The sequence below is a fragment of the Aquimarina addita genome, assembly GCF_039539305.1.
GTDB classification, from domain to species: Bacteria; Bacteroidota; Bacteroidia; order Flavobacteriales; family Flavobacteriaceae; genus Aquimarina; species Aquimarina addita.
The window spans coordinates 342454-355371 of sequence record NZ_BAABCW010000002.1; the positions used below are offsets into that span (position 1 = coordinate 342454).

The 12918-nt window shown below is 29.7% G+C and carries 11 protein-coding genes; 1 reads left to right on the top strand and 10 read right to left on the bottom strand.

Annotated elements, in window-relative coordinates; genetic code table 11:
• Window positions 1-5: 5 nt before the first annotated feature.
• The 3 genes from ABD816_RS04215 to ABD816_RS04225 form a co-directional block, all read right to left on the bottom strand.
• The gene (locus ABD816_RS04215) at window positions 6-1310 is read right to left on the bottom strand and encodes a disease resistance family protein (protein ID WP_344925031.1); all 1305 of its coding nucleotides are present in this window, start codon (window positions 1308-1310) and stop codon (window positions 6-8) included.
• An 81-nt stretch (window positions 1311-1391) separates the two neighbouring features.
• On the bottom strand, window positions 1392-2444 hold the full coding sequence (locus ABD816_RS04220) for a hypothetical protein (RefSeq protein ID WP_344925032.1): 1053 nt from the start codon (window positions 2442-2444) through the stop codon (window positions 1392-1394).
• 37 nt (window positions 2445-2481) lie between these two features.
• The gene (locus ABD816_RS04225) at window positions 2482-3633 is read right to left on the bottom strand and encodes a hypothetical protein (protein ID WP_344925034.1); all 1152 of its coding nucleotides are present in this window, start codon (window positions 3631-3633) and stop codon (window positions 2482-2484) included.
• Window positions 3634-3913: 280 nt separating this feature from the next.
• Between ABD816_RS04225 and ABD816_RS04230 the strand changes: the two genes are divergently transcribed.
• The gene (locus ABD816_RS04230) at window positions 3914-5722 is read left to right on the top strand and encodes a helix-turn-helix domain-containing protein (RefSeq protein WP_344925036.1); all 1809 of its coding nucleotides are present in this window, start codon (window positions 3914-3916) and stop codon (window positions 5720-5722) included.
• Window positions 5723-6015: 293 nt separating this feature from the next.
• Here ABD816_RS04230 and ABD816_RS04235 read toward each other — a convergent pair whose 3' ends face one another.
• From ABD816_RS04235 to ABD816_RS04265, 7 genes are all read right to left on the bottom strand, one after another.
• A complete protein-coding gene (locus ABD816_RS04235) occupies window positions 6016-6192 on the bottom strand; it encodes a hypothetical protein (protein ID WP_344925038.1) in 177 nt (58 codons plus the stop codon).
• Window positions 6193-6278: 86 nt separating this feature from the next.
• Window positions 6279-7568, bottom strand: a complete 1290-nt coding sequence (locus ABD816_RS04240) for an HlyD family secretion protein (protein WP_344925039.1) — start codon at window positions 7566-7568, stop codon at window positions 6279-6281.
• Between the two features lie 94 nt (window positions 7569-7662).
• Window positions 7663-7854 carry a hypothetical protein gene (locus ABD816_RS04245; protein WP_344925040.1) on the bottom strand — a complete coding sequence of 64 codons (192 nt, stop codon included), beginning with the start codon at window positions 7852-7854 and terminating at the stop codon, window positions 7663-7665.
• A gap of 69 nt (window positions 7855-7923) precedes the next feature.
• The gene (locus tag ABD816_RS04250) at window positions 7924-8109 is read right to left on the bottom strand and encodes a hypothetical protein (RefSeq protein WP_344925041.1); all 186 of its coding nucleotides are present in this window, start codon (window positions 8107-8109) and stop codon (window positions 7924-7926) included.
• Between the two features lie 155 nt (window positions 8110-8264).
• Window positions 8265-10451, bottom strand: a complete 2187-nt coding sequence (locus tag ABD816_RS04255; RefSeq protein ID WP_344925042.1) for a peptidase domain-containing ABC transporter — start codon at window positions 10449-10451, stop codon at window positions 8265-8267.
• 205 nt (window positions 10452-10656) lie between these two features.
• On the bottom strand, window positions 10657-10815 hold the full coding sequence (locus ABD816_RS04260; protein WP_344925044.1) for a hypothetical protein: 159 nt from the start codon (window positions 10813-10815) through the stop codon (window positions 10657-10659).
• A 100-nt stretch (window positions 10816-10915) separates the two neighbouring features.
• The gene (locus ABD816_RS04265; protein WP_344925045.1) at window positions 10916-12580 is read right to left on the bottom strand and encodes a vitamin K epoxide reductase family protein; all 1665 of its coding nucleotides are present in this window, start codon (window positions 12578-12580) and stop codon (window positions 10916-10918) included.
• Window positions 12581-12918: the final 338 nt, after the last annotated feature.

Sequence of the window (12918 nt, forward strand, 5' to 3'; positions counted from 1 at the left end):
GTCTTTTAATTAAGGATACTTACAGAGTTGCCATTAGCATTGAGTGTTTCGATGTCTAAGAGTGCTTGCGAAGATGCAGTTCCCTTTAATGCAATGTTTTTACCAGTAATAGCAGGAGTAATATTGACTATTGTAGATAGTAATGAATCTATTAATTCTGTAGCAAGTGAGCCATTATTCAGATCCATTCTTTCAAAATTTTGAATAGCCGGTAGATGAAGCGTTTGTAGCTCTATTTCTGAATACATAAAAAGTTGAGCCACATCTGATAATTTTTCTACATTGACTGATTCTAATATGGCTCCCACAATAATGAGAGTATCCACAGATTCTAAACTAGGCAAATTTATGGTAGTTATGAGGTCGCAATGGTTAACCTGAATATCCTCTGCTATATTTAGTTGAGAAAGGGATACATTTTCTAGTAATGGGTTGTTTGTAATTAGAAGATCTTTAGATACAGATTGAAGTTTAGGTAGCTCAAGCGTTTTCAATGATTCTAAATAGCTGATTTCAACTCCTAATCCTTCATTTAATACAAGTTCAGGGAAACTTAATTGTGAAACCTTAGGATTATATAGAATATGTAATGTATTAACCGATGATACCCTAGGCATCAATATGGTTTCTAATTCTTCATTGTATTCAATGTTCAAGGAGCTCAACTCAATAATGCTCGATAAAACAATATTTTTTAAATTATCATTATCATTAATCACTACAGTAGTTGCAGTACTTAGATTTGGCAAGCTGATATCGGTGAGTGATGGTAACGTTTCAATTTGGAAAGTACTTACTGTATTTAACTCATTTAGAGTAATGCTTTTTAGGTTCCCATGACCTTCAATAGTTAAATTATTGCAATGTTTTAATAATGGAGATTCAAAGCTATTTAATAAGGGATTATATTCTAGCTGAAGATTTTCAGCATAGGCAAGTTTAGGTATTTGTATTGAAGATAATAATGGATTATTTTTAATATTTATAGTATTCACAGCTTCCTCCAGGTCTGGTAGAGTAATTGATTCAAGTGCTTTATTATTTTGGATTTCTAAGCTATATATTGCTGCTACATTAGGTATTTCTACTGCGGTAAGATTTGATGTGTTTTTTACCAAAATAGCAAATGTACCATCGCCAACTGCTTTTTCAATGGTAGCTGTGGCATCCTCATTAGAAATATCACCAGTAAGAATGATATACTCTAATTGAGTTTCAATTATCGTGAATGAGTCATCGTCATTTTTGCTACAAGAGGAATTAAAAAGTAAAAAACTAATTAAAATAATGAAATAGAATAAGGGTTTCATAAATTGGAATCTATTATAATGGTTTAATTTTTTTGACATTGATTTTCGATCATAGTTTTTTATAATCCTTAAAAACAATATTTAATCTCTTATAGAAACAGTATTATCTCCATTTTCAAGTATGTCTATATATTCTTTGGTTTTTACTGATACCTCGCCAGACATTTGGATTGTAGTGTTTGTAATAGGAGGTGTAATTGCTACTAATTTTGCCATTAAGGCCTCCATATTTGCAGGAGCAAATATTAATAACCTGGAAAAATCTTCAATATTTGATAAATTAACTTCTATCAATGTTTCCTCGGCTATTAACAATATCTTTTCACTAGTTTTTAAGTTTTCGAGATTTATAGCGGTTAAGGATTGCTCATTGATTACTATTGAAGTTGTCTGCTCTAAGTTTTGTAAATCCAAAAGTGTAATGTTATTATCATAAATAGAAATATCGCCTTCTGATTTGCTGTAGCTAAAGTCAATACCGGTAGAAATCAGTGAAGATAGCTCTATGTTTTCTAAAACGTCGTTTGCATAAATGCGAAGATTTCCCTGACAATATTTTAGGTTTGAAAAACTAACACTATTTAAAACAGGCATTTCAGTAATCGAAATTCCATTGGATACACTCTGTAACTGGCTCATCGCAATAGTTTCTATAGATAAATTACGGCTAAGACTAATATCCTCTGCTTCTATAAGTTTGGGCAGAGCAATCGCAGCGATGAATGGATTACTTTCTATCGTTATAACCCCTGTGTATTGTAATTCATCTAATTCAATTGTTTCTAATTGCGCATTATTATAGACAGTAATTTCGCTCGCTACCGTTGTTAACTGTGGAAATTTAACATTCGTTAACTTGGCATTATCTTCTATTTCTAAGAAAACTAATGTGGTAATATCAGAAAAATCGAGCTTGGTGAGATTGGTCGTATTTTTTATGAGTAGTGTATGGGTGTTATCTCCTAAATTTGTATTTATTAAATTTATTGCTTCTTCATCAGACAGGTCTCCAGATATTTGTATAATTCCTAATCCGTTGTTAATAATCGTACCAGGATTCTGATCATCATCTGATCTGCATGATAAGAGTAAAATTAAGATTCCTAAAAAAGAAAGTGATATTATTTTTCTCATAGTATATTTTTTGTTGGGCCTAACAAGTAGGTATGTTTTATTTAAATGTTATAGTATTGCCATTACTCATTAATAAGTCTATTTTTTCTTGTCCTGTAATAGAAACTTCACCAGAGAGTTGAATTGTTTTATTTGTTATTGATGGAGTAATGGATACAAGTTGATTTAAAACTGAATCCATAACATCAGTACTAAAGGTAGAATCATCAAAATCTAAGGACTCAAATTCCTGAAGAGAATTAAGCTCAACAGATGAAAGTATTTTATCTGAATACGTAACAAATCTTAGACAAGAGTTTAATTTGGGTATTATAAGAGTTTCCAGATTATCATTGCCAATTGTTAAGTTTTTTGCGGTTTCTAAGTTGGGTAGGGTTATATTAGAAGGTGATACACCACCTGTAATTGTAAAATAACCATTGTAAGAGACTTCTGGCTTATCTATATTAGATACACTTGTTAAAACAGGAAAAGATACTGTCCCTAGATTTTCATTTAAACTTATACCGATACCAACATTGCAAGATACCAGTTTAGGGAAACTAATAGCTTTGAGTGTATTATTATAATTAATTTGTAGCGTTTCATCAACAACAGAAAGTGTATTCATTTCTAAAGTGGACAACTGTTCATTTATCCCTATTCTTATAAGACCTGCAGAACTCAAATTATTTGCGCTAATACTTTGTAAGCTTGCATTTACATATATGTTCAACTCATTATAAATTGATTGTAATGAAGTAAATAATATATTTTGTAAAAGAGGATTATACGATATAGTTGCTGCACCGACCTCTTCCAGTTTTGAAAAATCTATAGATTGAAGCACTTCATTATATTCAATAACACTAGTATTAGAAATTGAGGTAATATTATAAAGGTAGAGTTGTTTTAGCTTTTGGTTATTACTAACTTCAAGATTGATCAAAGAAGTAATCTCTGGGATTTCTATAGTTGTTAGATTGGTCGTATTTCTAATAATTAATGTCTGTGTATCCGAATTTAAACTTTCAGTAATTTTGATTTTTGCTTCATCATCGGTTATATCGCCTGATAAAATTAACTGTCCAACAGAAAATTTGGTTTCTGCTTTTTGATTATCATCATCATTAGAACACGATGAAACAATGAATATAACACATATTAAAAAATAGTAATAAAAATGTTTTTTTGTAATTTTTTTGTTCATATTCTAGGGTTTAATTATAAAAAAAGTCGTTGAGGATGGTTACAATCTATTTTTGATTATCGAAATAATATTCAAAAGTAAAAAATGGCAGTTCTTATTAGTCTCATCCTATCGGCTGAGACCTATTTGTTAAGTTTTTAGAGACTAAATCCAGATATACAACCGTAGATAATTTGTTTAATAAGAAAGGATTAATGAATAATAGCAATAGAATACATACAAACAACCAATATTTTATTTGTAATTTGTCTTTCTTTAATTAACTAAAAGACTATTGATCTTGAATTATAAACATCTACGATCTCTTACAAATATTTCAATACATAAAATACATTATAGTGCATTTATTTTTTTATTCCTTTTCTTCTTTAAGACACACTCACAATTTCCACCCAAGGAGATAAATTATAAGGAACTTGTTAAGCAATCTAATGGAGTTGATCAGGCATCCTTAACAGCTCAACTTCAATTAGGATATTACTTTGTATATAGAGGAAGAAATATAGATTCTACTTTATACTTTATTAAACAGATACAAAACTATCAAGCTCAACTTGATATGAAACAAAAAGCTACTTTGTTAAACCTACAAGGGAAGTATTATCTGGATAAATCAGAATTAGATAGTGCTGGGATATATTTTGATAAAAGTTTGAATATTGCAAATACCGTTCAGTATAAAGAAGTAATGTCAGATAGTCGTAATGGTAAAGCAGCTATTGCGATTTACAGTTCTAATTATGAAGAAGCGATCTCGTGGTTACTTGAAAGTATTGATATTTTAGAAGGATATGGTGACGAAATAGAAATTGCCGGATATGAATACAATATTGGAATGTTTTATGTTTTTACGAAAAACTACGAAAAGGCAAAATACTACCATTTTAAGAGTTTGAAACGATTAGAAAAAGCAAATGGAGATGTTACTCAAAGTGCTATGAGATACGGTGCTTTGTGCAATATTTATCTTAAAGAAAAAAAAGTTGATTCAGCACAATTTTGTCTTTCTAAAATCAGAAATAATGGTGACGAAAAGTACAATAATTACTTTTTTTTCAAAGGAGAAATAGCATTATCAAAAAACGAAAATCAAGAAGCAATTATAAATTTTAAAAAATCGCTGGACTTACTAGGTACTTATAGGCAAAAGGAGACAGCTATAAGGCATAATAGAATTGCATGGGCATATTTAAATTTAAAACAATCTGATGAAGCTTTACTTAGCCTAAATATAGCTGATAGTTTATTAAAAGATCATACATTTCCATCTCTAAAAAGAAAGCAAGATTCACTATACTTTGAGGTATATCAACTTCTAGGTGATTCAGAAAATTCTCTTCGATATCTCAAAAAATATCAAGAATCAGTAAATAAAAGCTTACCAATCACAAAAATACAGTCAGCCAATAATACAGAAAACAAATATCAAATTAATAAAAAAGAAAAAATAATCACTGAACAAAGTGATATTATGAATACATATCTGTCAAAAAATAAAATTTTGTATGCTGTCATTATAGTTGTTAGCATAGGATTTGGATTCCTCTTTATTAGTGCATATCAGAAAAAAAAGAAATTAAAAAAAGAAAAGAATTTTATAGAACTTCAATATCAGGAATTAAATAAATCGAATCTAGCATTGATTGAAAAACTGAAGAAGATTTCAGAAAATCTAAACTCAACTAATACACAAATTAAGTCATCCAGATATAAACGTTCTTCCCTTTCTGATCAGCAAAGAAGAGAATACATGGATTTGATTTTAAATTTTATGAATACAGAAAAACCATATCTTAATTCTGAATTAACGCAAAAGGAGCTTGCTGATCAACTTAATATCTCTACACATTATTTATCAGAGGTATTGAATAGTAATTTTGGTAAGAACTTTTACAGTTTTATCAATTTGTATAGAGTAGAAGAGGCAAAAAGAAGTTTAGAGAATGATTCAGAAAACCTTACGATGCTGGCAATTGCCTATGATGCAGGGTTTAATAGTAAAGCTTCTTTTAATCGAGTTTTTAAAGATGTAACAGGGGTTACACCTTCCTCATATAAAAATGAAAATATAGGAACGCCTGATCCATAAGTAATGATTCTCTTTTGTGAATTCAACTTGATTTTGAGGAACTTTTTATTGTAAAATATGCAGTTTTACTTTTGCGAAATTAATTCTAAGTAATCTTATTTCAAAATTAGCTCTAATTCTTAATCATGATTTGAAAAGTATATAGCTCTATGATTACTTTTCTTTATTAATGATTTCAAAATACAAGTGGGATTATATCTAGGTTAATATGTCACTAAAAAGCTCAGTTCATTTTAATAGAGGAGAGAAATTTCTCTCCTCTATTTCTTGGTTTTAGCCTATTAGGTAATCAATTACCACTGTATTGGATAATCATTATTTTGGCAAACTCCCCCTTGGTCAAAAACCATAATACATGTAAAATAAGGATCACAATCTCTTGTTGACTGGCATCTTTGATACCCTCCATTAATCGTCTTTTGTTCTGCTTTATTTAAAGCCTTTCCTAAATTTAAAATTGATTTTTTCATAATAAATGATTTATTAAAAATGATTAAATCCTTGAACATTTTAAAGACACTCAAGGAGTGTGTCTTTTCTTCGCGAGAGAATGTTTTTAATCGATAATGTTTTTTATTTGGTAAAAGAAACGTTCTATGAGTCTAAGATCTTCGGTAATGATCGCTGCAGTCCCTTTCATTTCCTGTTTAAATTCAATGTCTTTTCCGTAAGTAGTTTTTAATTTTTCAGGTAATTCAACATCTATTAAATAATTACCTTCTTCATCTGGTGTTAAAGAAATTGATTTTATAATGCCATTGAGTTCCCCAAACTCATCTGGAGGATAATTTGATAGCTTTATTTGAACTTTTTGATCAGTTTGTATTTTGCCAGAATTAGCAGTAGGTGCTTTTATTTTTCCAATAAAATTTTCACTATTTGCAGGAATTATGGTAAAGATTAAGTCATCATTTTTTACGGTTTGATTTTTATTCCAAAAAGAAAGGAAGGATACTTTTCCGTTTATGGAACTGGTTAAGGCGTAGGCCTTCTCCCAATCTTTTATCGATTTTTTTAGATATAAGAAAGATTGAATGGCTTTTTTTTGGAGTCTTATATCGTCTTGTGTTTTTTTGATCGAAGTTTCTTCCAGGTTTTTATTAGAGTTAGTTATCAATTCCCGAATTTGAGAAATAGAATTTTCAATGCTTTGATAGGATCTTTCTGCCTGTAAAAATTCAATCTCTTTTTGTCCTTTTTCTTTAGCAGAAATGACACCTTTTTCAAACATTAGCCTATTTCTTTCTAAGTCTTTTTTATTAAAATCTAATTCTTTTTTATTGAGCTTTTTTTGGGAAAATAAAATTTGTAAACGCCTTTTTGCTTCAATGACAGACATTTTATTGGCAAGAGACTCTGATTTATAAGGGGTCAATTTTTTGTTAAGCACATACTCCGAATAATCATTTTCAAACTGAGAAAAACTTGTAGTGATATCTCCTAATAATAAAGGAGGAAGCTCATCTATTGGAAAAGAGAAATTGGTCATATTAAAAGGAATAGTATCTACCACGCTTTTTAGTAATAAAACATCTTTATAAGAAGCACTGTTTTCTATAACAGCTAATACTTCTTTGTCGGTAACCTGTTGCCCATCATTCGTTAGGAATACTTCAAACTGTCCAGAAGATTTTGCGTATATTTTTTCAGGAGGAAAAGAGGTGGTTACCATTATTTCAGTAGCAATAACATCAGGATATTTTATAAACCAACTGATGAAAAGTAACATTAAAATAAGGGCAAAAATTAAAGTATTGCCATAGCGAATCATCCAATTAGGTACTTTAGTAAGTATTTCTTGTACTTCTTCGCTTCTAATTTCTATATCTTGAGGTGTTTGTGGCATTTTAATGACTAGTGTAATAAATATGATATAAGCTACAGAGGGAGATGTAAAGTCCCTCTGTACTATTTTTAGACTTTAAAATTAGTTTTCAGACTTAAAAGGGAACAAAACCACCATTTCCATCACAAGCAGCTAATCCCGCTTCAGTAGAGAAACAACGAGTACCTCTTTCGGCAGTCCTACATCGAATTTCACAAGAAAGACTAGTAAAATTAAAACCTCCGTTAATTGATTTTTGTTCAGCTTTATTTAAAGCTTTACCTAAGTTTAAAATTGATTTTTTCATAATTATATTTTTATAATTTAATTATTATTTATTTTCTAAAAGTTTGCTAAAAACTATTCGAAGTTTTTATTATCTACCAAAGCATTCAAAGTCAACCATTACTCTTGATTGGCAACTAGATGGTAAGGCACGATAGTCACTACACGTACCACAATGAGTAGCGGGTCCAGAGTTTGTAGTATCCGCATAATAACAGCCAAATGGTGGGCAAGCAAAATCACCTCCATTAATTGATTTTTGTTCAGCTTTATTCAAAGCTTTACCCAAGTTCAAAATTGATTTTTTCATATTATTTATATTAAAAAAATTATAAACTCCTTGAACAGTTTACAGACACTCAAGGTTTGTGTCTATTCTTCGCGAAAAATATTGTTAGGGTTAGTTTCGACTGAATTCAACTCCCTGTTTTTTTATTTGCCTAAGTCTAGTTGGTTCTTAACTAGATGATAATAGCTTCCTTTTAATTGTATAAGTTCTTGATGATTTCCTTTTTCTACTATTTTGCCTTTGTCTAAGACTACTATTTGGTGGGCATTTTTTACCGTACTTAATCTGTGAGCGATAACGACAGCTGTTTTATCAGAGAAAAACTCATTAAGTTTGCCCATAATCGTTTTTTCATTATGAGCGTCTAAAGCAGAGGTGGCTTCATCAAAAAACAGGAATTTAGGGTCTTTATAAACAGCACGTGCAATAAGTAAACGTTGTTTTTGCCCTGTGCTTAATCCATTACCTTCACTACCAATTTTGGTGTTATAACCTAAAGGTAAGTTTTCTATGTAGTCTGAAATGTTGGCTACATTAATAGCATGCATAAGTTTTTCTTTGTCTACATAATCTTCACCCACTGCTATATTTTTAGCTATAGTATCATTAAAAATATACCCTTCTTGCATCACCACACCACAATTTTTTCTCCACTCTTTTTGAGAAATATTGGTAAAATTGAAATTACCTATAATGATATCTCCTTTTTCTACTTGATAAAAGCCTAATAATAGTTTCATTAAGGTAGTTTTTCCGCTACCACTTGCACCAACAATAGCCGTGGTTTTATTTGGTGGAATCTCTAAGGTTAAATCTTTTATAACAGATTCTAAACCTCCGGTATATCTAAAAGAAATATTGTTTAGTTTTACGGCAGTATCAGTAGGGATATCTACTATTTTTTCATCTTCTGGGTTTTCTTCATTTTCCATACTATGTATTTCTCCTAATCTGTCTAGAGAGATTTGAGCATCTTGCACATCTCTCATAAAATTGATAAGTTGAGAAACAGGACCATTTAATTGCCCAACGATATAACTAATAGCCATCATCATTCCTAATGTGATATCTCCATCAATTACTAGTTTTGCAGAAAGTACGGTAACGAACATATTTTTAAGTTCATTAATTAAATTAGAACCTACAGTTTGTGTTTGTTCTAGTGCCAGATTTTTGCTAGCTACTTTAAATAAACGTGCTTGTACATATTCCCAATTCCAACGCATCCTTCTTTCTGCGTTATGCAATTTTATTTCTTGCATTCCATTGATCAGTTCAATTACCTTGCTTTGTTCTTGACTTACTTCTGAGAAACGTTTATAATCCAGCTCTTTTCTTTTTTTGAAGAAGAATAATATCCAAGTAAAATATAAAATACTTCCGATCACAAACACTCCAAAAATTTGCAAACTATAATAGCCTAAAACCAAACTGAAAATAATAAGATTTATAAATGAAAATAGTACGTTTAAAGAAGAGGTTGTTAAAATCCTTTCTATTCTTTTATGATCGTTAATCCTTTGTAACAGATCACCTGTCATCCGTACATCAAAATAAGAAATGGGTAATTTCATTAGTTTGATAAAGAAATCAGAAAGTAAAGAAATATTTATCCGTGTACTTAGATGAAGAAGTATCCAACTCCTTATGATTTCTAGTGAAGCTTTTCCTAGGAACAAAAAAAGCTGAGCAAAAAGAATAAGATATACAAAATTAAGATCTTGATTTTTAATACCAACATCTACGATACTTTGTGTTAAAAATGGTAAAATAAGTTGTAATAAACTACCTGCTAACAGTCCAATAATTAACTGAACAATGAATTTTTTATACTTAAAAAGGTATTTAAAGATAAAAGAGAAACCAAATTTTTCATCTTCTTCGAATTCTTCTTGATAAAATTTAGGAGTAGGATCAATGAGTAAAGCAATACCTTCTTCTGTATTTTCATTAGCATTATTACCTATCCAATGTTTTATGAATTCTTTTTTGGTCAATGTTATAAGTCCGTGAGCAGGATCGGAAATATAAATGGTATCATTTTTTATTTTATACAATACCACATAGTGGTTTTTGTTCCAATGTAAAATACAGGGGAGTGGTGCTTCTAATAATTTAGAATAAGACAATTGTATGCCCAAAGACTTAAAACCTACAGATTCTACAGCATCACTTAAGCCTAATAAACTACTGCCTTCTCGAGTGGTTTCACTGAGGCTACGTAACTGTTGGGTATTCATTGTTTTACCATAGTGTTTAGCTATGATTTTTATACAAGTAGGACCACAGTCTTTTGCTTCTGTTTGTTTATAGTTTGGAAATTTTTTCAAAGAATACAGTAATTATTTTTGCTTAAAGTTTGTATTTAAAAGAACCATGATTTTTTAGAACTTTAAAAAATCATGGTATTTTAATAAAAATTACTTATTGTAATTAATAAGGTGAATACACTTTATTGAAGCATAGCTCACTAAAAAGTATAATTCGTTTTTCAGTATTAAAATTTTTTTAAAAAAGGTGTATTTGTAATTAAAATTAATCACAGTATCCACCGTAAGAGCATGACCATTCGTAGGTTTCTGGATTTAAACATGCTACTTCAGGGTAATTACATACAGGGGCTCTTCCTCCATTAATAAATTTTTGTTCAGCTCTGTTTAGAGCTTTTCCTAAACCTAAAATTTGTTGTTTCATAATTGAAATTTTTAAAGTGTTTATTAATAGTGAACATTTATAGACACTCACTAAGTATGTCTACTCTTCGCGAAAAATATTTTGAAAAAATAAAAACCTTTTAAGCTTGTACCTCTTGTAATTCTAAGGCTTGATATGACTCTTCTAAATCTTCTATAAAAAACAATAAATCTTCTCTTTTATATTCTTTTGGGAAAGATTGACCATTGATTAAAATTTCAGGTGTGAAATTGATAGCATTAGCAGTACACCAATCTTTTTCAATTTGAATAGTTTCTAGGTATGACTGATCTAATGATTTGCCCCATTTAGAAATCCATTTTTCATAGCTCATGCCGCTATAAATTTCGTCCATAGCTTTTTTACATACTTGTTCACCTTTTTTGTTAAAGATTGCAAGAAGTCTAGTAGCTACAATAGCTCCGTTCGTTTCTGGATTATTTGTATCAACATTAAATCGAGGGATTATTTTTATAGAATTACCGTGCTTTTCAAGTATTCGATTCATTAAATGATGCACAGGCTTACAATGACCACAAAAAGGATTGGTAATCATTATAAGCTCAAGAGTAGTATTTTGACAACCAAAACTAATTTCTTTAGTTGCTTTAATTCTTGTGTCTATTTTGGGTGATTTTGAAAGTAAACTATGAAATAAGTTGAAATTTCTTTTAAATTTCACAAACTCAATTTTTTCTTTTTGTAGGTTAAGTACATTTTCTGCTAGAGGTTTCATAAAACTCCAAGCCAAGTAAATGGTAACAAAACTAATTATAGTAATAAGTATATCATTTCTATTCAATAGAAAAGGGTGATTATCAAAATGGAAATAAGAGATTAGGGCTTGTATCCATAAAATACCAACAATAGTTAAGCATAAACTGCACCAAGATTTTACTGTTTTATATTGATAGTATATTGAGTATAGCGTGATTGGAAGCGCTAAAAAACTTATGGTATATATAAGAGTTAACTCGTTAGAAAGCAAAGAAGCTAAAAGTAAGCTAGAAAAGTAGATGATACTGATGTCACTTAACTTATGATTTTTAATAATTTCAGCCCCTTTAGATGTCAGTACAGCGTTACAATCTTTTTTTTCACTTTGACCAGAGCAAAAGGCATTACCGATAAAAGAATTTTCTCCAAATTCTTGTTTTAAAATACTGTAACTAGTTATAATGCCCAGTACTGTAAAAAGTATGAAAGGAAAACCGCTGAGTTGGATATTCTTATCAATAAATAGGAAACCAATGGCAAAAATTAGAATAGAAAATAAAAGTATTCTTTTTAAGATGCTCTTACGTGGTGAATATTTTTCGTTTTCATCTTTTTCTACTGCGACAATAATTCCTGTGAATTTTAGTAAAAACTCCTCGATCGAAATAGTTTCCTCTTTTTTTATTCCTGAAAATATTTTGTACTCATTTTTACTCTTACTTATGGTGACTAAATCATTACCTCTGTCAGTATGTATTTGAGCAATAAAAATATTAGGTAACTGAGCTAAAGTGTCTATGTCAACAGGAACTTTAGCAGCTACATTTTCAATATTAAAATGATCCAATACGCCTGTTATAGCATGTAAGCTTGGGTATGATGGATGACTTTTTATTTGAAAAGTTAATTCCTTTTTATCATATGCGATCTGGTTTTTGGATAACAACTTTTCTACTAAGAGTATCTGATTTTCAGTATTAGAACTGCCAGCCTTATAAGATTGTGTGGTATTTTGTTTATTTGAGTTTGTGAAAAAATTAAAAGTCATTTTTATTTACAATATTTAGTTGCCTTATTACTGTGCATAGAAATTCTCAGGAATAAATCAACATATTAATAAATTGGTAAAAGGAAATTCGCATAACTACAGGCTATAAACTTTTCCCTTTTATGGTTAAGATTACTTATTTAATTCCTCGAAAGGGTACCATTCTATTTGTCTTGAGTGATTGATTTGATAATTTTTATTTCTTGATTTATGTTGTTAAATAGTGGATTCTATGATTAATGTTTTGGCAAATAAAAATGTTACATTGGTAATTAGAAATTAACAATATATTAGTATAAATGATTCTTTAAATATATCTGGAAAGTAATCACTAATAG

Excerpts from the sequence above, each read along its gene's own strand:
- ABD816_RS04215 (WP_344925031.1), bottom strand. The coding sequence starts at position 1,310 with ATGAAACCCTTATTCTATTTCATTATTTTAATTAGTTTTTTACTTTTT.
- ABD816_RS04220 (WP_344925032.1), bottom strand. The coding sequence starts at position 2,444 with ATGAGAAAAATAATATCACTTTCTTTTTTAGGAATCTTAATTTTACTC.
- ABD816_RS04225 (WP_344925034.1), bottom strand. The coding sequence starts at position 3,633 with ATGAACAAAAAAATTACAAAAAAACATTTTTATTACTATTTTTTAATA.
- ABD816_RS04235 (WP_344925038.1), bottom strand. The coding sequence starts at position 6,192 with ATGAAAAAATCAATTTTAAATTTAGGAAAGGCTTTAAATAAAGCAGAA.
- ABD816_RS04240 (WP_344925039.1), bottom strand. The coding sequence starts at position 7,568 with ATGCCACAAACACCTCAAGATATAGAAATTAGAAGCGAAGAAGTACAA.
- ABD816_RS04245 (WP_344925040.1), bottom strand. The coding sequence starts at position 7,854 with ATGAAAAAATCAATTTTAAACTTAGGTAAAGCTTTAAATAAAGCTGAA.
- ABD816_RS04260 (WP_344925044.1), bottom strand. The coding sequence starts at position 10,815 with ATGAAACAACAAATTTTAGGTTTAGGAAAAGCTCTAAACAGAGCTGAA.
- ABD816_RS04265 (WP_344925045.1), bottom strand. The coding sequence starts at position 12,580 with ATGACTTTTAATTTTTTCACAAACTCAAATAAACAAAATACCACACAA.